Below are 22,305 nucleotides of genomic sequence, written 5' to 3' on the forward strand. Positions count from 1 at the left end.
GGCCAGGCGATGCCGGCAAAGCGCACACAAATCACGGCGACGCCTGCAGCGAGCCGCAAACTGTTCGTTGTGGAGTTGCACACTAAATCAACGACTTACGATGATTTAATAGTTAGTAGTATTCAGACGCATCGGTCGTGTCCGGCGGCCGCCACCTCCGGCGGTGGGTCGTCGGTGATCGCCGCGAACGACCATAGGTCGTCGCCTCCCGGGATCTCGGTGCGCGTCCAGAGGCAGGCGACCTGCATGTGCTGCGGTGGTGTCGGATCGAAGCGCAGCACGACGTTCTGGCCGTCGCGCTTCACGTTTTCGAAAAAAGTGTCGACGAGCAAGAGGCCATGCGTGAAGCCGAAAACCTTCCGCCAGGCGGTACTGAGCGAATCGGCCCTGGCGTTATACGAACCGTCCTTGGCACGCTCGTCCGCTTCGGTCCAGCCAGGTATGCGGCATCGATACCGCATCGGCACGACCATGCGCTTGCCGTCGAGTTCGATCAGCACGGGCGCATACCAACCGGGGAAGATCCGCGAATCACGCTCCTGCAGGTCCTGCCGGCGAAGGTCGTCGAGCCCGCGCGTTGCCGCATCGATCTTGTTCGTGGCGATCCGGACGTCCTCGCTGGCCTTCTTCGTGATCTTCACGGCGAGCTTCTTCTCGGCCGCGGCGAGCCGCGTGCGCTGCTCGAACAGATCCGTCTCCAGCTTTCGAGTTCGCTGGCTTCGGTACGCGGCGATCGCAACAGTGATTTCTTCGTCGATACCGTCAAACGCGGCGTCGACCGCTTTCGGGATCTTGATGTCGTTCCCAGCCGCGCGCGCGAAGAACAGGCGGCGGAATGTGTCAATGTCCATGTCGGCGCCGTAGCGGCGGACGTACTCGCGATAGTTCGCCTGGATCTTGGCCGAATAGCACATCGTCGTCTCCCATAAACGTTGCCCTTTCGACAGAGTATCGCGGTCAGGCGCGGGCCGAACAGAATTGCGGGGATCCTCGCTCGGCTGTGAGCGGCCCTGGTTCTTGTAGACATCGAGGTGTGGAGTCGCGGGAGGGTAATTTGGGCGGGTGCAACGCGCTTGACCGTTAGTTGCGTATTGAAATTCCCCCCTCGAGGGTCGGCCGGGATTCGTGAAATTTTCGCCAAAATTACCTTAAGCCGCTGATTCGAAAGAGAAATCAATGCTTGGATCAAGCGGCGGCGCTCGCCGCTGAAGATCCAGCAGATAGGACCCGAGGCGGTTGATGTGATCCTTCCGGTACGGTGAGAGCGCCTGCAGTACCTCGGCGTCGACCGGCAGCCCCTTTTCCTGCAGGACTTTGAGTCGCCGCGACATCCACTGGACGTTGTAGAGAATCACCATATTGGCGACGAGCTGGTTGTATTTGATGACCTTGCGCTGCTCGTGTCGGACGTTCTCGGCGATGACCTCGCCCCCAAACATCAGCCATTTCGCAAAATCGTTGAACTGCTCGCTCTTGTTCGTCGCCGCGTGAATGGGCTGGCGCATTTCAGGATCGTTGATGTATCGCAGCAGGAACATCGTGCGGATCACGCGGCCGAGCTCGCGGAACGCGAAATACAGTTTGTTCTTTACGCTCACGGAACCGAGGCGCCGCAGAATCATCGACGGCGTCATCCGTCCCGCCTTGATCGAGATCGCCACGCGCAGCATGTCCGGGAAGTGCCGCTCGATCAGGGGCCAGTCGATGCTCGCGCGGAAAAGCGACTCGATGTTCTTGTAGCGCCGGCGCCGATCGGCCTTGAAGAACGTGAGGTCCTTGATGTCGCGGATGCGCGGCATGAGCTTGATGCCGAGCAGGTGCGCAAGGGCGAACACCGGCGCGCTCTGCGCGTGCGTGTCGCCGTGTACGGTGTCAGGCTGTACATCGGACGCGTTCTTGATCAGGCCATCGAGGATGTAGACGGCCTCGTGCACGCCGCACGGGATGAAATGGCTAAACAGCGCGATGTACTTGTCCGACACGTGGTAGTAGCCGATGCCCCCGTAACCGCCGTACCGAATGTGATATTCGGACAGCAGATTCTGCTCGTAGAGATTCCACTTTGTGCCATCGGCCGAGACGCGCTTGCCCGAGCCCCAGAACTTCGGTAGCGCGAACTGGTTGTAGGCGTTGATGACCTTCACGATCGCCTTGTCGAGGCGCTCCTCGGTCACGTATTTCAAATTCAGCCATGCGACCTGCTTGCGGCTGAGATTCTTGACTGATCGCGCCGTCTGAGTTGGCCCGAGATTGCAGCCGTAGCAAAACAGCGTCGTAATGAAGCGCTTGCGCGGCTCGTCGATCTTCGCCTCGAACCCGGAAAGTGGTCCGAACAGGCGATGCAGGTCGAGCCACTGCTCCGTTTCGGTGAGGATATCCAGGATGCTGACGGGGCGCATCGTCGCCTCCATCGCCTGAACGATCAGCGACTTGTTCGGTGGATCGGGCTTTTTATCCAAGCGGTGCAGGATGAGGCCGTGTTCCTCGCTAGTTTCGACGTGATCGTTTTCCGGGAAGCCGGCGTCGACCTGGTCGGCCAGCGTAACAAGTTCATCCTTCAACTGCCGCACGAACGTGCGGCTGTCGACCGAATAGTCGACGAGTTCGCGGTAGCGCGGCAGTTCATCGCGGAATTCATCCCAGGAGACCTGGTGCACACGCGGGTCGTCATACTGGTCGCTGCCCTCTACATAGACGTCCCCCGAATTCAGTTCCCGCATGATCTGGCTGAACACGCACAGCTCGAAGTACTTGCGGTGCAACAGGCGCGCGGACACACCGTCTGGAAGCACGCACCGTTCCCATTTCTCGGGGATCCAGCCGAGCGGCAACTGAGCGAGATCGGTATCGCTGAGCAACAGGTACTCACGCCGCGACGAACGGTACATCTTGAGCCAGTCGAGCGCCTTGAGCAGCGCATCGTCCTGCGAACTCGCTTTCAGTGAGAGACTTTCCACGCACTGAAAAAGAAGTGAGCGTAGATTCCGGTACGGTATGAGCAGGAACGGAAAAATGTGGTTCCCGGCTTGTTCGATATGCTCGTTGCAGCGGTTCAGCACGGCATCGGGATCGTTGTTCAGTGCCGCACGCATCTGCGCGATGCGCATGGCCGCGGGCGTTTCGTCGTCCTGGAGCACGTTCAGCACGTCGCGGAACTGACTGACGAGTGACTGCAACTGGTCGGCATGGGCAAGCTGGTACTGCTGAAGTCGCAGCTTGCCGGTGTTCTCGAGATTGCGCACGGTCTTGATGAAGATCTCCACGACATCGTCGAGTGCCTTTTGTCGCTGCGCGAGAACGAACAGCACGGCAAGCGCATAGCGCTTTGCCGGCTTCAGCGCTCGTATCTCGTGGACGTCGAGCGCGCGGGCCTCGACGACGAACTGCATTCGCTTCGGCACGGAAAGCATGTCGGGTATGGGCGGCAGGCCGTTGGCCAACGCGTTCATTGCCTCGATGTGCTCGAGAAAGCTCGCGACCTCGCGCGGACCGGGACGTTTCGGCTCACGTTTAAGTTCGTCCCAGAACGTTCGGCCGCCGCGGACCAGAAACAGATCGTCGAGTCGGGCTTTTTGCGCGTCATCGAGCGATTCGACAAAGGCGCGGTAGATTTCTTCGTGTAGCTGGCTGCGTGCGTGGCCGGCAATCCGGGAGAGTGTCGGGAGCGGAGGCAGCTCGAAACGGCGCCGCACAAGTTCCTCGAGCATCACGTTGATGATGTCCGGCAACTCTGCTTTGGTCCGAGCCGCATAGGCCGCCACCCGCGCGAGCCAATCATTCGCCGCGCGATCGACGGTCTGAATCCGCACATACTCGCGCAGGATTTTCTGGTGCCGGGATTTGCTGCCGGAGCGGTCGTAGCGCGCGAGGGTTGTGCGCGCCAGCGGACGGGCACCGAGCGCGGCGCACATGTGGTCGATGATCGCTGGCGGCACGTCCGAGACCACCGGCATGTACCCGAGCCGCTGCAGCAGCTTCAGTTGCACGAGGATCAGCACACGCGTGGGTGCTTGCCGGAACTGGCCGAAGACGAATCGGATCTCGGCCGCGCTGGGTGTGTAGACCGTGCGCAATTCCGCCTCTTCCAGTTCAGCCGGAAGGACTGGGTACGCAGTTTCATGAATTTGGGTCATCGATGTGCCCTTGGTCCTGACAATCCCCGCAGTGCTCGCCGATCAGCGTTTCGGCAGATTGAAGCGGCCCGACAACACCGCCGCAGCGAGGTCGACATCGCTCATGCCCATGATCCGGTCGATGGTGCCTTGAGACAGTTCGTCGACCAGCGCGAGAATCTGATCCTGCAGCGCTGATAGCTGATCGGCACGTGCAGTTAGATGCGAGAGCATGTCGCGCTGTTCGGGCGTCGAGACCTCGGACTGCCAACGCCTGAACTGTTCGCGCTGAACGGGGAGGAATTCCCGTTGTTCGCTGTAAATCTGTCGGATTCGTGCGAGCGTTGCGTTATCCGGTACGTGGGGATGTGGGCGGCACGACACCAGCTTGCCGTGAAGCGCCTGGGCCTCTTCTAACTGTCCGCCAAACAGGTCGAAGACGATAAGCAGGTAACTGACCGGCCGCTAGACCGGCGTTCGCGGTTCGTTCGGGTTCATGGAGCGGACCTCCAGTCGGAGAATGGATGAGCTCGACAGAAATCGGTATGCGGCAGCGCAACGCCTCGGGGAAGACGATTGTAGCGCGCAGCGGCGGCGGCCTTGTGAAACTCCGCAATGGCCGACTGCCTCGGGCCGATTGCGCATCTCGGCTACTTCCGCGATGAGTTCGTCAATCGACGCCGCTGGCTGAGTGATCGGACCTATGCCGATCTGGTGGCCCTCTGCCAGTTTTTGCCGGGACCAGCCAGCAGCCAAGTTGGAATGGCATTGGGCCTCTCCCGTCACGGCTACAGCGGTGCGTTCGCGGCATGGGCGGGATTCACACTGCCCTCGGCTATCGCCTTGATCCTCTTCGCGCTAGACACTATGACTCCCGTGCGGCAAAGGCTGGCCTGCCGTGAGGAATCAGACGCGGGTTAGCATTGCTGCCAGAGCCGCATGGTGCGGACAGGTCCGCACCCGGCGATTTCCGGCACGGAGGTCAGTATGGAACACGATAGCACTGCGCTGTACGTCGGTCTCGATGTACACAAGGAATCGATCACGGTCGCGTATGCGCGCGGTTCGGGTGAAGTCGAGCTGCTGGGCAAGACTGGCACGACGCAGGCGGATGTCGATCGCCTGTGCAGGCGCCTGCAGTCAAAGGCACGGCACGTCTGCGTTGTCTACGAGGCCGGTCCATGCGGCTACGGGCTTTACCGTCAGCTCGTGCAGAAGGGATTCGGGTGCATGGTGTGCGCCCCATCGTTGATTCCGAAGAAACCGGGCGAGCGGGTCAAGACCGACCGGCGCGATGCGATCAAGCTGGTGCGATCGCTGCGCGCCGGTGACCTCTCATCGGTCTACGTGCCCACTGTGGACGATGAAGCGTTCCGGGATCTGGCACGCACGTGGGTGAGCGCCAAAGACGACCTGAAGCGTGCCTGGCAACGGGTGAAGGCCTTTCTGCTCTCTCATGGGGTGCGCTATACCGGCCGCGCAGACTGGGGGCCGTCGCATCGGCGCTGGGTGAGTACGGCGGATTGATCCGCCTACACATCCTGCATCACACAGCCGAAGGACCTGTGTTCGGGCTGGGCATCATCGAGGAACTGCGCCACCACGGCTATGAGATGAGCGCCGGGACGCTATACCCCATGCTGCACGGGATGGCAAAGAAGGGCTACCTCTCTTCACACCATGAGCGCACGGGCCGCCGTGAACGACGGGTATATGAAATAACCGCCCAAGGGCGGTGGGCCTTGGCCGAAGCAACGACTAATGTGTGAGAGCTTTTTGGAGAACTAATCGAGGGCAAATGACGGCATCACGATGTAGTGCAGACGAGTCCTGATATTTTTGTGCATTCGCCTTCTGAAAACGACAATCTCGACCACACAAGATCAACGGTGTGCGGTTCTCTAAAACCTTTCTCGATATGCTATTCTCGCTTCCACCCATTGGCAACGCGTTTCGAGAATGTCATCGGCCCCGTCCGCGAAGTGCACATCGCGACCTTGACCGCATCTCAACTGCTGGAGCATCAACATGCTGGTTGGTTACGCACGAGTCTCAACGCAGGACCAGAACCTCGCCTTGCAGATCACTGCGCTCAAGAAAGCCGGTTGCAAGAAAATCTACGACGACCAGATCAGCGGATTACGGACCATTCGCCCCGGCCTGCAAACGGCGCTGGAAGTATTGCGTACAGGCGACACACTGGTGGTCTGGAAACTTGATCGCCTGGGCCGTAGTATCAAGGGGCTGGTCGATTTGGTGGGGGAGCTGGAAACACGCAAGGTGCATTTCAGGAGCCTGACCGACAGCATCGACACCAGCACGCCGGCCGGCAGGTTTTTCTTTCACGTCATGGCCAGTCTCGCGCAGATGGAACGGGAACACGTTGCAGAGCGCACCTGCGCGGGTCTCGCTGCAGCGAAGGCGATCGGTCGCAGCGGCGGACGCAAACGCAGCATGACCGACAGCAAGATCGCGTCGGCAAGGAAACTGTTGACGAGCGGCATGCCGCCCCGGGAGGTTGCCAGAAACCTCGGCGTGTCGATCCCGACGCTATATCGCTGGGTTCCCGCGTCCGCGCTGCCCTGATCTCAAAGCCCCAGTTCGCATTTTCCATGAGGACCCTTCATGCGCTTTCCACTACGACGCGCTTTCGCTTCTGCTGCTCTGCTTATTGCCACGCAGACCGTCTTTGCGCAAACACCGAAAACCGTATTCCTCGATGACCTGACCTGGACCGAGCTTCGCGACCAGATTCAGGCCGGCAAGACCACCATCATCATTCCCATCGGGGGAACGGAGCAAAGTGGCCCGGATGTCGCGCTTGGCAAGCACAACGCGCGCGTGAAGGTGCTGTCCCAGCGTATTGCGGAAGGACTGGGCAATGCGCTCGTCGCTCCGGTCATAGCCTATGTGCCGGAGGGAAGCTACGCACCGCCAACCTCCCACATGCGTTTCCCCGGCACCATCACGGTGCCGGATGACGTGTTCGAAAAAACGCTGGAGTCCGCCGCCAACAGCTTCAAGGTCCATGGCTTCAGGAACATCGTTTTTCTTGGTGATCACGGCGGTTACCAGAACGACATCAGGCGAGCAGTAGCACAGCTCAACAAGGCGTGGTCCGGCTCTGCGTCTCGGGCGTTCGTGCCGGCGGAATATTACGGCACCAGCTCGGACGGTTATTCGGAAATCCTGCGTCAGCATGGTTACCGGGATGACGAGATTGGCACGCACGCGGGACTCGCGGACACATCATTGATGCTCGCGGTAGGACCGCAGATGGTTCGGCAGGATCGGCTGCGAAGCGGTCCGAAACTCGGACCGGCAGATGGTGTCTACGGCGGCGACCCGCGTCGCTCGACAGCCGAACTCGGTCAACTGGGCACTGATGCGATTGTGTCACGGACCATCAGTGCCGTCAGAAAAGAGACGGCGGGACGCTGATAAACCCGTCGGGCTCTGACTCTTTCTTCAATTGTTACTCCCCCTGATAACGGAACTCACCATGCATCTGTGTTCTCGTCGTTTGTCGCTGTTCGTATCGTCTGTCGGCGTCGCCCTGGCTGGTTTAGGTGTCACCTGCATCGCCTCCGCAGCAACGGCTATTGCCACCGTGGCTGGCATGCCACCCGTGGTGAACGCCAGCAACCTGTATAGCGAAGCGGGCGCCGGCCACCTCAGCGCGGCGGTGGCGGATGCGTTGCCACGGATCTATGTACCGAACCTGCGCTCGAACGACGTCTACGTGATTGATCCGGCGACGTTCAAGGTAGTCGAGAGGTTTCACGTCGGCTATAGCCCGCAACACGTCGTCCCGTCGTGGGACCTGAAGACGCTGTGGGTGGCCAACAACGCCGAAGGCCGACCCGACGGCAGCCTCACGCCCATCGACCCGAAGACGGGCAAACCCGGCAAGGAACTCATGGTTGATGATCCCTACAACATGTACTTCACGCCGGACGGTACGGAAGCGATCGTGGTCGCGGAAGCGCACGCGCGACTGGATTTTCGCGATCCGCATACGATGGCGCTGAAGTCGAGCCTGTCCGTACCGGAGTGCAAGGGCATTAACCATGCTGATTTTTCAATTGACGGCAGGTACGCACTTTTCACCTGTGAGTTCGGCGGGAAGTTGGCGAAGATCGACCTCGTCAACCGCAAGGTCGTCGGCTACCTCGAGCTGGAAAAGAAGGGCATGCCACAGGACATCCGCGTCTCGCCGGACGGCAAGGTGTTCTATGTCGCCGACATGATGGCCGATGGGGTTTTCGTGGTCGACGGTGACAGCTTCACAAAGACCGGTTTCATCAAGACCGGCGTCGGCACGCATGGGCTGTACCCGAGCCGTGACGGCACCCGCCTGTACATCGCCAATCGTGGCTCCAATCGCGTGCACGGGCCCCGCCACGGCAAGGGCAGCGTGTCGGTGCTCGACTTTTCGACGCGCAAGGTTGTCGCAACCTGGCCGATTCCGGGCGGTGGCAGTCCGGACATGGGCAATGTCAGCGCGGATGGCAAGACGCTGTGGCTATCCGGCCGGTACGACGACGTGGTCTACGCGATCGACACGACGACGGGTGCCATCCGGACGATTCCGGTCGGTATGGAACCGCACGGGCTCACTGTCTGGCCACAGCCCGGCCGCTATTCGCTGGGTCATACGGGCAATATGCGCTGACTACAAATAGCATCCATTTGACCTGCGACTTCGTTTAGATCCCTGCTCAGAATAAAGTCACGGCCTTAGTCGGGCGAAAAAATCCGTTTCTTGAAGGGCACCCCGTGAGGCGCTCGTCGCAACGGATTCCAGCCCGTCGTGGGTTGCAGCATCGGACACCGGATATCCACATATTCGCGCAGCAGCTTCTGGTGACGCGGCTTGCTGCCCGAGCGGTCGTAGCGTTTCAATGCCGTGGCCGTGAGCGGGCGCACGCCCAGCACATTACGCATGTACCCGATGATTGCACTCGGCACATCGGAAATCACCAGGAAGTAGCCGCGCCGCTGCAGCAGCGCAGCAGCTTGGTGATCGGCTGAGTCCGAGCTGCCAGGCAGATTTAACGAACTGGATCCGCGCGACGTCGGCCATTGCCCGGATCGCAGGATCGCGATAGGACTATCTGGGATATCGCTCGCACTGCTGGCATGATCTGGATAGGCTACCGTTACCGTGCATGTTGTACAGCACCGTCGCTCGGGAAATAAAGAGTGAAGGTGGTACGAACGCCATCGCTTACAACATCAACCTTTCCGTGATGCAATTCCATGATCGACTTGACGATGGCTAATCCCAGCCCTGCGTTTTTCGCGGCACCGTGTCGCGATGCGTCGGCGCGGTAGAAGCGCTCGAAGATTTTGTCGAACTGCTCGACCGGAATGGCAGGCCCTTGGTTTGTTACGCTAACGACGGAGTATTTCTGAGTCGCCGACACGGCCAGCTCAATGGCCGTGCCTGGTCTTGCATGGTCGAGTGCATTCGATACCAAGTTGCTGACGGCTCGTCTAAACAAGGTTGCATCGGCGAGAACGGGGGCGTTCCCTTCCACGTCAATGTGAACGCCGGTGTCTTCAGCAAGACCCTGAAAGTACGACGCCAGCCTGCGCAGTTCGTTACTCGCGTCCAGCTCGACCGCCTTGAGATGCAGTTGGGCATTGTCCGTTCGTGCGAGGAACAGCATGTTCTCAATCATCCGCTGCAGGCGCTCGCATTCCTCGATGTTCGAATCGATGAGTGCCTCATATTCGTCGGCCGTCCTCGCGCGCGACAGCGTGATTTGCGAAGAGCTGATGATGTTCGCCAGCGGCGTGCGCATGTCGTGTGCGAGATCTGATGAGAATTGCGAAAGGCGCACGAACGCACGCTCGAGACGGTCCAGCATGCGATTGACAGAGACGGCCAGCTCTCGAAGCTCGACCGGTCCACCACGAATATCGAGGCGCTCGTCCAGACTGTGAGCTTCAATCCTCGATGCCTGGCGGCCGATGCTTTTGACGGGGCGAAGTCCCCGGAGGGCGACGGCGTAGCCGAGCGCACTCACCAGGATAGCTCCTACGGCAACGGCTACTAAGATATCGACTCTGTAGCTTTCGCAAAGCGACTGCCGGTCGGTTGCCGTTCGCACCAGTGACACCTGTACGAGTTCACCGGACCGCAGCTTCTCATCAGCAACGATGCACCGGGAAAGTCCGATACCCTCCGGCGAACAGGCGTACGGCTTACCGATAGGGTGTGTCTCTGTGACGACACCCTTCAATGTTCTGCCAGGTTTGTCGGTGTGTTCGACCAACGGCTCATTGTGTCCGTCGTAGATGCCGAGATACACCCCCGGATGGGACAGCAACACCTCATGAAAGACCGCAGGGTCTGCGCGAACCGCGCTCGTCGAGCCGCTCATGCGAATCAATTGCAGGAACTGGTTCAGCTTGCCGCTGATTTCGATGTCGTCGCGTCGCTGCAACTCGGCGGACAGCGACCTATATAGATAGGTTCCGGTTAGCGCGAACACCAGCCCGGCAACGAGGGCAAACGCGAACGTCAATCGCCTGAGCAGCGAATACGACGCGCGACCGCTGGTCCGGACGGTCACGAGCGGTCCTCAAGCACGTAGCCCATGCCGCGGATTGTATGGATGAGCTTCTTGTCGAACGAGTTGTCGATTTTTGCCCGCAAGCGCTTGATGGCCGCATCGACCACGTTCGTGTCGCTATCGAAATTCATGTCCCAAATCTGGGAGGTGATGAAGGTGCGTGTGAGCACTTCGCCTTCGCGTTCGGCAAGGAGCTGCAACAGCGCGAACTCCTGTGCGGTCAGGTCGATTCGGGTGTCGCCACGCCGGACCCGTCGCTTGATGAGGTCGACCTCGAGATCGGCGATCAGCAGCATTTCCCGCGCGTTCCGTGGTGCTCGCCGCAGCAGCGAGCGGATGCGGGCGAGGAACTCGGCATACGCAAAGGGCTTGGGCAGATAATCGTCGGCACCCAGCTCAAGGCCGGCCACCTTGTCCTCAACTGCCTCTCTGGCTGTCAACAGGAGCACCGGCGTTTGCTTCTGCTCCCGCAGACGCTTGAGGACCTCGAAACCGTCGAGTTCCGGCAGCATGACGTCAAGAACGACGAGGTCGAAGTTCTCGTGCAACGCGAGAAACAGGCCGTCCTTTCCGTTTTCGGCGACGTCGACCGTGTAGCTCGCTTCCATTAACCCCTTGCGGAGATAGGACGCCATTTTCGGTTCGTCTTCGACTATAAGTATCCGCATGGCTATGTCGTATGAATGTCGGGGGATGCGAGCGGTTAGTTTGATGCGTGGAGCTTACGGTGGTCCAGATGCGCGAAAAATGACGGCGACATGACAAACTTGTCATGTAACGGCATAAGCGTACCGTATCGGCACCGGTGTCGAAGGCGGTGGGCGCGCTCGGCCAGCCCCAATCCAGGGCCGCTCATGAAATTTTGGTCATTTTGTGGCCATGCCGTCGTCACCCATTCGACGATAAGCTGAACCCGTATGTCGTAACCGCGTGGCGAAACAGCCATCGGTTACACCCTGACACGTACTCGAACTTACAGCCTTAATCACCGCGTGCTAGACTCCGCTCCCATGTCGTACTGGCGCAAACTCTTCATCGTCGTCTTGCTGGCACTGAGCCTTCCGGTTCAGTCGTTCGCGGCTATCTCGATGAAATGTGCTGCCGCGCATGCAGAAGCGGGGGAAGGCGCAACCCCGCACGCGGAGCAGGCCACGCCAGCGCACCACCATGAAATGCATGGTGTGGCGCTCGCTGACGACGACCATCCCCCTCATCGCCATGGTAGCGGCCGCCACGCGCATTCGTGTTCCACTTGCGCGTCTTGTTGCTTTGGTACAGGACTGCCTGCGGTTCCCGCTATTGCCGTATCTACGGACGCTACCCGCGTCGCCATTCCCCTACCGTCTTCCGCCGGTGTTGTGTCGTTCCTGACCGACGGCATCGAACGACCTCCTCGCTACCTTCTCGTCTAGTTCTCCATCGCGGTCAATGACCTGCGATGTGTCATCCGTACTGGCGGTCGTGGACCCGCCAGGTGACTCACGACGAGAAAAACCTATGCGATTGATCACTGCAGCGCTGCTGAGCGCGGCGGCTACCTGGCCGGCGCTCGCGCACGCCACGACAACAATTCCTGACCCGACGGACGCCGCAGCCTCCGTGCCGGCGGTTACCGTCCCATCCGCGTTCGAGGGATATCGCCCCTATAGCGACGCGGATACCCCGACCTGGCAGCAACTGAATCAGGCCGTCCAGGGCAAACCTGTCATGGGCGGCATGAAGCACGGTGGCACGCCGACCCAGCCGGCCGGCAACAACCATTCGAACCACTCGATGCACGGGGAACCCGCCAAATGATGCGACGATTCGTTTCTACTCGAATGGGGGCAGTAATCGCCGTCGTCGTGTTTCTCGCCGGGTGCACGACGTTCTCCAGGGACGGCGGGTTCAATACGGTGTCGTCGACTGCCAGGGAGCGGCTTGGCAAGGACGCCGTGATCGTCAAGACGGACGCCGACCGCGACGCTACGGCGAAACGAACGCAGGAACTGCTGTCGAAACCGCTCAACATGGACGATGCTGTCCAGGTCGCGTTGCTGAATAACCGCGGTCTTCAGGCTTCCTATGCTGAACTGGGGCTATCAGAAGCCGACCTCGTACAGGCTGGTCGCCTTCCGAATCCCGGTTTCACGTTTAGCCGGACGCGCGCAGGCAACGGCGACCTGAATATCGGCCGCACGTTCTCGGCGAACGTTCTCAGCATCCTGACGTTGCCGTTCGCTGCACATATCGAGGGGCGTCGCTTCGAGCAGACGAAGCTCGAGACCGCCGACGCCATGCTCAAGGTGGCGGCCGAGACTCGCCGCGCCTACGTCAACGCGGTGGCTGCCGAGCAGGCGGCCAGGTACGCGGAGCAGGTGAAAGACTCGGCGGATGCCGGCGCGGAATTGGCTTCGCGCATGCGTCAGGCCGGGAACTTCAGCAAGCTCGATTACGCACGCGAGCAGGCTTTCTATGCGGATTCGGTCGCGCAGTCTGCCAAGGCGCGCCAACAAGCGGTGGCTGCACGCGAGAAGCTGACGCGAACCATGGGGCTGTGGGGCCTGGGCACTCAGTACACACTGCCGGACCGCTTGCCTGACCTGCCGAAGGAGCGGCCGGACCTCAAGGACGTAGAGAGCTTCGCGATGCAGAACCGTCTAGACATTCAGGCGGCAAAACTGCAGACACAGGGCGTTGCGTCGTCACTGGGACTCAGCAAGGCCACGCGCTTCATCAATGCCCTCGATGTCGGTTATCTGAACAACTATGAGACCGACAAGGGGCATGAGCACGGCTACGAAATCAGCGTCGAGATTCCGCTCTTCGATTGGGGTAGTGCCAAGGTTGCTCGCGCCGAAGCGATCTACATGCAGTCAGCGAACCGGCTCGCCCAGGCGGCAATTGACGCACGTTCCGAGGTCCGCGAATCGTATTCGGCATACGTCACCAGCTACGACGTCGCGAAGCATTATCGCGATGAAGTCGTGCCGCTTCGCAAGACCATTTCTGACGAGCTGATGCTTCGATACAACGGCATGCTTGCCAGCGTTTTCGAGCTGCTCGCAGATTCCCGCGATCAGGTAGGGGCAGTCAACGGCTACATCGATGCGTTGAAGGATTACTGGCTGGCGGAAACGGACCTTCAGCAGGCGGTTGGCGGCCGTCTGCCGCAAGCCGGCGACAGACAGGCGTTGAAAGAACCGTCACAAAAGGGACCGGTTGCGAAAAGCGCCCCAAGCGCAGCGCAGCCCGTATCACAATCGACGGCAGCTCCCGCGGCGCAACCTGTGCCGGCAATGAATTCGGAAGGTAAATAACATGGTGTCCCGTCGAAAATTTCTCAGCGGCTCGGGGGCAGCGCTCATGGGTGCTGCAATGGTCAGCAAAGCTGGCGCCGCGTCGTTGCCCGAGGCGCCGACCATGGCGACAGCCACCACGCAACCGCCGCTCGTACCACCGAACGGTCGCCCTTACACACCGGTCACGACGCTGAACGGCTGGACGCTGCCCTGGCGTATGAAGAACGGCTGGAAGGAATTCCATCTGACGGCCGAACCCGTCGTGCGCGAGATGGCGCCGGGCATGAAGGCCAATCTCTGGGGCTATAACGGGCAATCGCCCGGCCCGACCATCGAGGCCGTCGAAGGCGACAAGGTTCGCATCTTCGTCACGAACAAACTGCCGGAGCACACGACGGTCCACTGGCACGGCATGCTGCTGCCGTGTGGCATGGACGGCGTCGGCGGTCTCACGCAACCGCACATCCCCCCGGGCAAGACCTTCGTCTACGAGTTCCAGCTCGAGAAGCACGGCACGTTCATGTATCACCCGCACGCCGACGAGATGACGCAAATGGCAATGGGGATGATGGGCCTATTCATCGTGCATCCGAAGGATCGCAGTGTGATGCCGGTCGATCGGGACTTCGTGTTCCTGCTTGCCGCGTATGACATCGATCCGGGCAGCTACACACCGCGCGTCAATGAAATGACGGACTTCAACATGTGGACGTTCAACTCGCGCGTGTTCCCGGGTATCGACTCGATGCCGGTACGTGCCGGCGACCGCGTGCGTATCCGTTTCGGCAACCTGACGATGACGAATCACCCGATTCACCTGCACGGCTACAGCTTCGAGGTCGCGGGCACCGACGGCGGCTGGATTCCGCCGGCGGCGCGCTGGCCAGAAGTGACTGCCGATGTCGCTGTGGGGCAGATGCGTGCCATTGAGTTCACCGCGAACCGGCCCGGTGACTGGGCATTCCATTGTCACAAGTCGCACCACACGATGAATGCGATGGGGCATCAGGTTCCGAACCTGATCGGTGTGCCGCAGAAGGATCTCGCGAAGCGCATCAACAAGCTGGTGCCGGATTACATGGCAATGGGCAGTACTGGCGGTGCGATGGGCGAGATGGAGATGCCGTTGCCTGACAACACGCTGCCGATGATGACGGGCACCGGGCCGTTCGGGCCGCTGGAAATGGGCGGCATGTTCACGGTCGTGAAGGTGCGTCATGGCCTCGGCCGGAATGATTACCGCGACCCGGGCTGGTTCAAGCACCCGAAGGGCACCGTGGCCTACGAATACACCGGCGAACTGCCGGATAGCTGAATTGCACACGGTCGGGCATGACCCGACCATCAATTTCATTACCTCAACCTTGGAGAAAACACGATGAAAAAGGCAATTGTTTCGATTGTGATGGGCTGTGCGCTGATCGTTTCCGCTGGCGCGTACGCCGCAGGCGACATGAGCAATATGGACATGAGCGGTGGCGCGAAACAAAGCACCGATGCAAAAAACAGCATGTCGCACGGCGAAATCAAGAAGGTCGATACCGCTAACGGCAAGCTGACTATCAAGCACGGCCCGCTCGAGAATCTCGGCATGGAAGGCATGACGATGGCCTTCAAGGTCAAGGATCCGGCGATGCTGTCGGAGGTGAAGGTTGGCGACAAGATTGACTTTGTTGCCGAGGAAGTGAACGGCGCGCTGACCGTGGTGAAACTCCAGAAGCAGTAAAGGCAACTGGCGAGGCGCGCATCTTTCGCGTCCTCACCTCGACGACTCGATACGAGCAAGAACATGATGACTCTCACTCTTAGGAAATTGGCCGGCCTCGCCGCGGCTGGCGCTATCGCACTCGTGCCTGTCGCGGCATGGGCTCACGGCAAGCTGGAAATGGCCGTCCCGGCATCGGGCGCTACCGTCGACGTGGCGCCGGACGCGCTGCATCTTACGTTCAACGAAGACCTGGAAGCGAACTTCAGCACGATCAAGATCGCCGACGCGAGTGGCACTCCGGTCACCAAGGAAAAGGCCAAGGTTGATGCGTCCAATCCGCGCGTCATGACTCTTGCCGTGCCCAAGCTTGCATCGGGTGCCTACACGGTCCAGTGGGCGGTGATGACCGCCGATGCACACAAGACCAAAGGCACGTACACGTTCAAGGTGAAGTGATGAACGAAGGGTTCCTCGGCATCCTGCGACTGGTATCTGTGGCCATCCAGAACGTCGGTTTTGCCATCGTCGTGGGTGCACTGCTCAGTAGCCAATGGCTCGCACGCGGTGAGTCGACCTGGCAAGACCGAGTGGGCCGACGGCTCGTCGCGACGCTTCGGGCCGCATCCATCGTCTCGCTGCTGGCGAGCGCGCTTTCGTTCTGGGCGCATTGCGCGCTGATGAGCGATTCGACCTTGCTGGATGCCGGTCCAGCCGTATGGTCAATGCTTGCAGGAACCGGTTTTGGGCATGCATGGCTGGTTGGCGCGTTCTTTACGCTCTGTATCGCCGTACTGTCGTTACTGCGGTCGGGAAACGAAACGCGCTTCCCGTTCGTGATGTGGGTCGCATTGGCAGGCGTAGCGCTTGCGCGCAGTAACGGCGGACATCCAGTGGATACGGGGCTGTTCAGCCTGCCCGTCTGGGTGGACTGGTTGCATCTGCTCGCCATCAGCGCGTGGGTTGGCCTTGTGCTGGTGACGACTTACGTCGTCATGCCGCGCCTACTTGATGCACCGGGAAGCGAACGGCAGATGAGTGCATCTTTCGTGCAATCGCTGTCCGACGCGTCGACCTACGCGCTGGTTGTGCTATTCAGCACTGGCGCCTACAACGGATGGAGAGGCGTCAATGTTCCCGCCAATCTGCTGGAGTCGACCTACGGGCAAGTGCTCATGCTCAAGCTTGCGCTCGTACTGGTCGCTGCGGCACTCGGCGGACACAATCGCTTCTTCGAGATGCCGACGCTCATGTCGACACTGAAAAATCCGTCGAAGGCCGTGCCGAGCGGGCCGCTTCGCCGATTTGGCATGGTGCTGCATGTGGAATCCCTCGTGCTGCTGAGCGTGCTGATGGTGGCCGCCGTGCTGGTCTCGAGTCCGCTGCCAGGAACAACGTAATCGACACACCTTTATCGTCCGTCCACGCAGGTGGTTCGCCCACGCAGATTTTTTGTTCTCGTGCGGCGACCATCTCTTGCAAGCCCGGCTGATTGGCCGGGCTCTTTTTTTGCACGCGCATTTCGCGCCTTCGGGCGGGGCATTTGATGATGACCGCGACGTGACCAAACGGTCATTGTCATGTCACGGCTCAATCAGGGCCACCTCTCCAGAATGTGTCTCATCGGAGTCGCACATGGCGGCTCCACGTTTCGCAACGGAGAGAAAACATGAATATTCGAATGGTCGCTGCCATTGTTGTCGCCGCATCTGCTGCCACGTCGGCTTTTGCCGATGCCGGCCACAGCTATCCCAACGTTGCTCAAAACAGCAATCCCGTGTCGAACACTGCCGCTGTGCCGCCGGCTTCGGCGGTGAGCCAATCCGGGAACCCGACTTCGCAGGGCAAGACCCGAGAGCAGGTCCGGCAAGAACTGATTCAGGCCTGGCACGACGGGCTGTTGCCGACGAGCAGGCACGACTACCCGCCGAGCCCGGCAACCATAGCCCGCAACAAGGAACTGCATCACCGCTTCGAAGCGAAATGGGCGGCCCAGCATTGACGAATTCCGCGCTCATGTCGAGGTGGTAGCGCGGAGCCTGCTCTCGTCCGCCGCCTCCTATTCATCGGCGTGCCTGACACGGACACGTTGCGAGAACCCACCTTCCGGAGCCCAACATGAAACCATTCGGCCAGGTTGCAGATTACTCTGCAGTGACACTTGCTACCTTGCTTGTCCTTGGTGGCTGTACACATCTGGCGGCCCGGACTGCAGAGGCGCCTGGAGACCCATCGAAGACACAGAGTGCCATCAGGCTGCCGAAGTCTTATCCCTGCCAAAACCTTCACGTCAAACCACCGAACTGTCCTCTGCGCTGAGGTCTCCATTAAGACGGCATCCAGAAAGCCTGCGGGATCGGGCGTGACGGCAAACGGAACTGGCCGCGCTGCGCGCCTGGTACGCGAGTTGCGCGGCGCGGGAGCCCGTCGTCCGCGACACGCAGCGACTTGCATTTGACAACGGCCGTACTTGCATTGAGCGACCTGTGCTTGCGCGAGCGTGACGTGCTCACATTATCTGCAACTGACGCAGATCGTGTCGGAAACCAGTGTCGGAAACCAGGAACGCTAACCCGGTTCGGCATGAAAACACGGGAACACCTGTTGCTGGTTCGGTCAGCCTGGTGACGGATTGGAAGGGAAAGGAATTCCGCTTCCGTTCAGCGGTCCGGCTGTTCCAAAAACTACGAGGCAAGCCCGTGTAGCCCGACCGACTGTCAAACGTAAGCCACTTCGGTGATCATGCCGGACTCCATGTGATAGAGATTGTGACAATGCATCAGCCATCGGCCGGCATTGTTGGCATCGAACGCCAGGGTGACCTTTGCCATCGGCGGGACATGCACCGTGTCACGCAGCGCCCCCGAGAACGCCTTGCCATTGAGCGCGACGATCTGAAAGTGGTGACCGTGCAGGTGCATGGGATGGGCCATCATCGTGGTGTTCTGGAACGTGATGGCTACCCGCTGCCCGCTGCTTATTTTCACCGTGTCGCGATTGTCCCAGCCCTTATGGTTGATTCCCCACGTGTAAGGCTGCATCGAACCGGTCAGCATCAGCACGGAATGCGAATCGACGGGACGGTCCGCCAACGGCCTGAGTGCAGACAATCGCAATTCCTGATCGAAGCTCACTGGTCCAGCGGAGGCTGTCGCCATACCGGCGATCTTGCCGACATTGACGCCGTTGGAGGCGAGAATAATGCCCGTCTGTTGTCGGGCTCCTTCCCGTACTGCCAGAATCGGCCAGGCTCCGGTCCCGTTGGGCAGGTCAACGAGAATATCAATCCGCTGGGCCATCGCCAAACCAAAGCGGCTGCCTGTCAGCGGCTGCACGGCGTTGCCATCGACCGCCGCGACCGTACCTTGCAACGAGCCGAGGTCAATGTGGAAATTCGTGGACGAAGCGCCGTTGATGATACGCAAGCGAACTCTTCCGCTTTGCTCGACCCGGATGATTTCCGGGTCGTCGAGCGTGCGGCCGTTGGCGAGATAGGCATCGAAGTCGACATCGTTAAGATCCATTTTCATGCCTGGCATGTGACCTGGCATGTGACCCGGCATGCTGCTGCCGGCCATACCCCCCATGCCGGGCATACGCGCCATGCTGCGGGGCGTTTCGCCCGACTTCTGACCCGTCATGGCCCCCATCGAGTCGGCCTTGCCCTTTTGCAGGTCTGCGAATACTTCGGCGGGATCGCGGAACAGGAAATCCTCCAGGAAGATCGTCACCTCCTGGCGGTCGGCCCGGACCTCATCGGCCGTGCGCACGATCAAAGGGGCAGCCAGCAGTTTCTGATGCTGGAACCCGTGATGGGAATGCATCCAGTAGGTGCCGGGGCGCGCGGCAAAATCATATGCTCGTCGCTCGCCTGGCTGAAGCGCCGGCACGCCGAACTGGCTTACGCCGTCCTGATCAGACGGAGGGGTCTGCCCGTGCCAGTGGACAATGGTAGGTTCGTGCAGGCGGTTGTCCAGCTCCACGGCAAAGCGTTCGCCCGGGTTGAGGAACAGGCCGCGCGTGCCGTCCGGCTGATGCAGCCCATACACCGTCGCGGCACGGCCGTTGACCTCAATCGAACGGGTGTCGACAACAAGACGACGCGACGTACGGCTCACATTTCCGTTCGCGACTTCTTTTGAACCGCTGGAGGGCCATTCTGCGCATCCGGTTAGCACGGCCGTGGCGGCGGCAGCGGAGGTCAGCAGGAATTTGCGGCGAGATAGCGACATGGGGTGCCCCTGGTTTCATGGGTTACGTTCATGACCGCAGCGGTCAATACCGCCGGTTTCATCTGCGAAAAGTCAAATTTTCACGTTCCGCAGCCGTAGCGCGTTGGTGATAACCGATGCCGAACTCAGGCTCATGGCGAGCGCGGCAATCATGGGTGATAGCAATAAGCCCGTGAACGGATAGAGCACCCCTGCCGCCAGTGGCACACCCAGCGCGTTGTACACAAATGCGAAGCTGAGGTTCTGCTTCATGTTCCCGATGGTCGCTTCGGACAGGTCCCGAGCTCGCGCGATGCCGCGCAGGTCCCCCTTGACGAGGGTCACCTGTGCACTGCTCATCGCCACATCGGTGCCGGTTCCCATCGCGACGCCCACATCCGCCTTGGCAAGCGCAGGCGCATCGTTGATACCGTCACCGGCCATGGCGACGACCTTGCCTTCTTGCTGGAATTTCGTCACCAACGCCAGCTTGTCGGCAGGTTTGACCTCGCCATGGAACTCCCCGATGCCGAGCTTCGTCGCGACGGCCCTAGCCGTCACGACACCGTCGCCCGTCGCCATTACCACGCGGATGCCGTCTTCCTTGAGCCGGGCCAGTGCCTCGGATGTCGTACCCTTTATTGGGTCCGAAACCGCGAGCAATCCAGCCAGTTGCCCATCGGCGGCGAGATACATAACGCTCGCCCCTTGTGTTCGCAGTGCATCGGCTTTGCTGGTCAGTGCTTCGATGTCGATACCCTCGGCCTGCATCAGGGCCGTGTTGCCAAGTGCAAGCTTTCGTTCGCCAACGGTTCCACGCACGCCAATCCCGGTACTCGACTCGAAGTTTTCCGCCTTCGCGAATGGAAGTTGTCGCTGACGGGCTGCATCTACAATGGTCGCGGCGAGCGGGTGTTCACTGCCCTGGTCAAGGCTGGCCGCGAGCCGGAGCACCTCGTCTTCCGAATATCCGTTCACGCCGATTGAGCGTTCGAAGGCAGGACGACCTTCGGTCAGGGTGCCTGTCTTGTCGACGATCAGCGTGTTGACCTTCCGGAAGTTCTCGATTGCAGCCGCATCCCGAAAAAGCACCCCGTTTGATGCGCCTTTACCGCTCGCGACCATGATGGACATGGGGGTGGCCAGTCCAAGCGCGCAGGGACACGCGATGATGAGCACCGCCACGGCATTGATCAGCCCGTAGACCCAGCTTGGCTCGGGTCCGAAAAATCCCCAGGCGAAGAACGTCAGGATGGCGACGCTGACCACCGCGACGACAAAGACTTCTGCGACCTTGTCAGCCATGCGCTGCATGGGCGCCCTGGAACGCTGCGCCTGCGCGACCATCTGGACGATTTGTGCCAGCACGGTCTGGGAGCCGACCTTCTCCGATTTAATGATGAGGCTTCCGGAGGCATTCATGGTCGCACCGATGACATGGTCACCCACTCGCTTGCTGACGGGAATAGCTTCGCCCGTAATCATGGACTCGTCGAGGGAGCTGGAACCATCCGTCACAACGCCGTCGACCGGAACCTTCTCGCCGGGCCGCACGCGAAGCAGGTCGCCGACGTGTACGTGAATCAGTGGAACGTCCTCTTCTGTGCCATCGGCGTTGATACGCCGCGCGGTCTTCGGGGCCAGTCCCAGCAATGCCTTGATCGCAGCGGACGTCTGTGACCGTGCCTTCAGTTCGAGCAGTTGCCCGACTAGCGTCAACGAAATAATGACGGCCGCAGCCTCAAAATACACGCCCACTCGACCATGTGCGGCAAAGGCCTCCGGGAAGACGCCCGGAACAACGGTCGCGATGACGCTATAAACGTAGGCTGCTCCCGTACCAAGTCCGATGAGCGTCCACATGTTCGGGCTTCGATTGATGAACGACCGGATGCAACGTTGGAAGAACGGCAAGCCCGCCCACGCGACAACCGGAGTCGAGAGAACCAGTTCGACCCAGCTTTGTGTGGACGCTTCCATCCAGCCCAGCCGATGGCCGAACATGGCCAGCACGAACACCACGGCCGTCAGCGGCAGTGTCCACCAGAACCTGCGGCGAAAATCCGTCAGTTCGGGACTCTCTTCATCCTCGAGACTGGGCAACAGGGGCTCCAGGGCCATGCCGCACTTCGGGCAGTTGCCAGGATGGTCCTGGCGAATTTCCGGATGCATCGGGCAGGTGTATATCGAGCCCGCCGGCGCGGCCTCAACCGGCGTGCTGGTCGTCGGTTTGACATATCTCAACGGGTCCGCCCGAAACTTCTTCTGACATGACTCACTGCAGAAGAAGTACGGGCGTCCGTCAAGCTCGCTGCGGAATGGCGAATCCGCATTGACAGACATGCCGCACACCGGGTCCCTGAGCGCGGCGTTCGTACCTTCGGACATCTCACCGTGACCATGTCCGTGGTG

Annotated in this window: 19 protein-coding genes and 2 pseudogenes; 13 read left to right on the forward strand and 8 right to left on the reverse strand. The window is 60.4% G+C overall.

Features of this window, described 5'->3' with window-relative positions:
* Nucleotides 1-122: 122 nt before the first annotated feature.
* From HWX08_RS30535 to HWX08_RS30545, 3 genes are all read right to left on the reverse strand, one after another.
* Entirely contained in the window at nucleotides 123-914 is a 792-nt protein-coding gene (locus tag HWX08_RS30535) for an SOS response-associated peptidase family protein (protein ID WP_174921923.1), read from the reverse strand.
* Nucleotides 915-1,148: 234 nt separating this feature from the next.
* Complete coding sequence (locus tag HWX08_RS30540; RefSeq protein ID WP_174921922.1) at nucleotides 1,149-4,133, reverse strand: Tn3 family transposase; 2,985 nt, start codon at nucleotides 4,131-4,133, stop codon at nucleotides 1,149-1,151.
* Nucleotides 4,134-4,175: 42 nt separating this feature from the next.
* The gene (locus HWX08_RS30545) at nucleotides 4,176-4,346 is read right to left on the reverse strand and encodes a hypothetical protein (protein ID WP_171984201.1); all 171 of its coding nucleotides are present in this window, start codon (nucleotides 4,344-4,346) and stop codon (nucleotides 4,176-4,178) included.
* A gap of 396 nt (nucleotides 4,347-4,742) precedes the next feature.
* Here HWX08_RS30545 and HWX08_RS30550 point away from each other — a divergent pair.
* The 6 genes and pseudogenes from HWX08_RS30550 to HWX08_RS30575 all read left to right on the forward strand — a co-directional run.
* A pseudogene (locus HWX08_RS30550) lies at nucleotides 4,743-4,970 on the forward strand (chromate transporter); the annotation flags it as partial.
* Nucleotides 4,971-5,099: 129 nt separating this feature from the next.
* A pseudogene (locus tag HWX08_RS30555) lies at nucleotides 5,100-5,627 on the forward strand (IS110 family transposase); the annotation flags it as partial.
* A gap of 8 nt (nucleotides 5,628-5,635) precedes the next feature.
* Complete coding sequence (locus HWX08_RS30560; protein WP_435557829.1) at nucleotides 5,636-5,881, forward strand: PadR family transcriptional regulator; 246 nt, start codon at nucleotides 5,636-5,638, stop codon at nucleotides 5,879-5,881.
* Between the two features lie 259 nt (nucleotides 5,882-6,140).
* The gene (locus tag HWX08_RS30565; RefSeq protein WP_058904024.1) at nucleotides 6,141-6,698 is read left to right on the forward strand and encodes a recombinase family protein; all 558 of its coding nucleotides are present in this window, start codon (nucleotides 6,141-6,143) and stop codon (nucleotides 6,696-6,698) included.
* 39 nt (nucleotides 6,699-6,737) lie between these two features.
* A complete protein-coding gene (locus HWX08_RS30570) occupies nucleotides 6,738-7,553 on the forward strand; it encodes a creatininase family protein (protein WP_058904025.1) in 816 nt (271 codons plus the stop codon).
* Nucleotides 7,554-7,614: 61 nt separating this feature from the next.
* Nucleotides 7,615-8,787: a YncE family protein gene (locus HWX08_RS30575; RefSeq protein ID WP_058904026.1), complete on the forward strand. Its 1,173-nt coding sequence runs from the start codon at nucleotides 7,615-7,617 to the stop codon at nucleotides 8,785-8,787.
* A gap of 65 nt (nucleotides 8,788-8,852) precedes the next feature.
* Here HWX08_RS30575 and HWX08_RS30580 read toward each other — a convergent pair whose 3' ends face one another.
* From HWX08_RS30580 to HWX08_RS30590, 3 genes are all read right to left on the reverse strand, one after another.
* Nucleotides 8,853-9,095: a hypothetical protein gene (locus HWX08_RS30580; protein ID WP_143272456.1), complete on the reverse strand. Its 243-nt coding sequence runs from the start codon at nucleotides 9,093-9,095 to the stop codon at nucleotides 8,853-8,855.
* Between the two features lie 179 nt (nucleotides 9,096-9,274).
* Complete coding sequence (locus tag HWX08_RS30585) at nucleotides 9,275-10,696, reverse strand: heavy metal sensor histidine kinase (protein ID WP_058904027.1); 1,422 nt, start codon at nucleotides 10,694-10,696, stop codon at nucleotides 9,275-9,277.
* Nucleotides 10,693-11,364, reverse strand: coding sequence for a heavy metal response regulator transcription factor (locus HWX08_RS30590; RefSeq protein WP_058904028.1), 672 nt, complete (start codon nucleotides 11,362-11,364; stop codon nucleotides 10,693-10,695). Before HWX08_RS30590 ends, HWX08_RS30585 begins: the two co-directional genes overlap by 4 nt.
* A gap of 829 nt (nucleotides 11,365-12,193) precedes the next feature.
* Between HWX08_RS30590 and HWX08_RS30595 the strand changes: the two genes are divergently transcribed.
* The 7 genes from HWX08_RS30595 (at nucleotide 12,194) to HWX08_RS30625 (ending at nucleotide 17,684) form a co-directional block, all read left to right on the forward strand.
* The gene (locus HWX08_RS30595; protein WP_058904030.1) at nucleotides 12,194-12,493 is read left to right on the forward strand and encodes a hypothetical protein; all 300 of its coding nucleotides are present in this window, start codon (nucleotides 12,194-12,196) and stop codon (nucleotides 12,491-12,493) included.
* Entirely contained in the window at nucleotides 12,490-13,995 is a 1,506-nt protein-coding gene (locus HWX08_RS30600) for a TolC family protein (RefSeq protein WP_058904031.1), read from the forward strand. The genes HWX08_RS30595 and HWX08_RS30600 overlap by 4 nt, the downstream gene beginning before the upstream one ends.
* Nucleotide 13,996: 1 nt before the next feature.
* A complete protein-coding gene (locus HWX08_RS30605; RefSeq protein WP_060096553.1) occupies nucleotides 13,997-15,292 on the forward strand; it encodes a multicopper oxidase family protein in 1,296 nt (431 codons plus the stop codon).
* A 63-nt stretch (nucleotides 15,293-15,355) separates the two neighbouring features.
* Nucleotides 15,356-15,703: a copper-binding protein gene (locus HWX08_RS30610; protein WP_058904033.1), complete on the forward strand. Its 348-nt coding sequence runs from the start codon at nucleotides 15,356-15,358 to the stop codon at nucleotides 15,701-15,703.
* Between the two features lie 63 nt (nucleotides 15,704-15,766).
* Nucleotides 15,767-16,141, forward strand: a complete 375-nt coding sequence (gene copC / locus HWX08_RS30615) for a copper homeostasis periplasmic binding protein CopC (RefSeq protein ID WP_058904034.1) — start codon at nucleotides 15,767-15,769, stop codon at nucleotides 16,139-16,141.
* Nucleotides 16,141-17,082, forward strand: coding sequence for a copper resistance D family protein (locus HWX08_RS30620; protein ID WP_058904035.1), 942 nt, complete (start codon nucleotides 16,141-16,143; stop codon nucleotides 17,080-17,082). The genes copC and HWX08_RS30620 overlap by 1 nt, the downstream gene beginning before the upstream one ends.
* Before the next feature lie 281 nt (nucleotides 17,083-17,363).
* Entirely contained in the window at nucleotides 17,364-17,684 is a 321-nt protein-coding gene (locus HWX08_RS30625) for a DUF4148 domain-containing protein (protein ID WP_077175808.1), read from the forward strand.
* 715 nt (nucleotides 17,685-18,399) lie between these two features.
* On the opposite strand, the gene HWX08_RS30630 is transcribed toward HWX08_RS30625, so the two are convergent.
* Nucleotides 18,400-19,914, reverse strand: a complete 1,515-nt coding sequence (locus HWX08_RS30630) for a multicopper oxidase family protein (protein ID WP_058904036.1) — start codon at nucleotides 19,912-19,914, stop codon at nucleotides 18,400-18,402.
* Nucleotides 19,915-19,986: 72 nt separating this feature from the next.
* Entirely contained in the window at nucleotides 19,987-22,281 is a 2,295-nt protein-coding gene (locus HWX08_RS30635; RefSeq protein WP_077021551.1) for a heavy metal translocating P-type ATPase, read from the reverse strand.
* Nucleotides 22,282-22,305: the final 24 nt, after the last annotated feature.

This window comes from Burkholderia metallica (genome assembly GCF_902832845.1).
GTDB lineage: Bacteria > Pseudomonadota > Gammaproteobacteria > Burkholderiales > Burkholderiaceae > Burkholderia > Burkholderia metallica.

Coding starts and splice junctions, on each gene's coding strand:
- HWX08_RS30565 (WP_058904024.1), top strand. CDS start 6,141: ATGCTGGTTGGTTACGCACGAGTCTCAACGCAGGACCAGAACCTCGCC.
- HWX08_RS30620 (WP_058904035.1), top strand. CDS start 16,141: ATGAACGAAGGGTTCCTCGGCATCCTGCGACTGGTATCTGTGGCCATC.
- HWX08_RS30630 (WP_058904036.1), bottom strand. CDS start 19,914: ATGTCGCTATCTCGCCGCAAATTCCTGCTGACCTCCGCTGCCGCCGCC.
- HWX08_RS30600 (WP_058904031.1), top strand. CDS start 12,490: ATGATGCGACGATTCGTTTCTACTCGAATGGGGGCAGTAATCGCCGTC.
- HWX08_RS30545 (WP_171984201.1), bottom strand. CDS start 4,346: ATGCTCTCGCATCTAACTGCACGTGCCGATCAGCTATCAGCGCTGCAG.
- HWX08_RS30570 (WP_058904025.1), top strand. CDS start 6,738: ATGCGCTTTCCACTACGACGCGCTTTCGCTTCTGCTGCTCTGCTTATT.
- HWX08_RS30605 (WP_060096553.1), top strand. CDS start 13,997: ATGGTGTCCCGTCGAAAATTTCTCAGCGGCTCGGGGGCAGCGCTCATG.
- HWX08_RS30575 (WP_058904026.1), top strand. CDS start 7,615: ATGCATCTGTGTTCTCGTCGTTTGTCGCTGTTCGTATCGTCTGTCGGC.
- HWX08_RS30540 (WP_174921922.1), bottom strand. CDS start 4,133: ATGACCCAAATTCATGAAACTGCGTACCCAGTCCTTCCGGCTGAACTG.
- HWX08_RS30635 (WP_077021551.1), bottom strand. CDS start 22,281: ATGTCCGAAGGTACGAACGCCGCGCTCAGGGACCCGGTGTGCGGCATG.
- HWX08_RS30625 (WP_077175808.1), top strand. CDS start 17,364: ATGGTCGCTGCCATTGTTGTCGCCGCATCTGCTGCCACGTCGGCTTTT.
- HWX08_RS30590 (WP_058904028.1), bottom strand. CDS start 11,364: ATGCGGATACTTATAGTCGAAGACGAACCGAAAATGGCGTCCTATCTC.
- HWX08_RS30595 (WP_058904030.1), top strand. CDS start 12,194: ATGCGATTGATCACTGCAGCGCTGCTGAGCGCGGCGGCTACCTGGCCG.
- copC (WP_058904034.1), top strand. CDS start 15,767: ATGATGACTCTCACTCTTAGGAAATTGGCCGGCCTCGCCGCGGCTGGC.
- HWX08_RS30610 (WP_058904033.1), top strand. CDS start 15,356: ATGAAAAAGGCAATTGTTTCGATTGTGATGGGCTGTGCGCTGATCGTT.
- HWX08_RS30535 (WP_174921923.1), bottom strand. CDS start 914: ATGTGCTATTCGGCCAAGATCCAGGCGAACTATCGCGAGTACGTCCGC.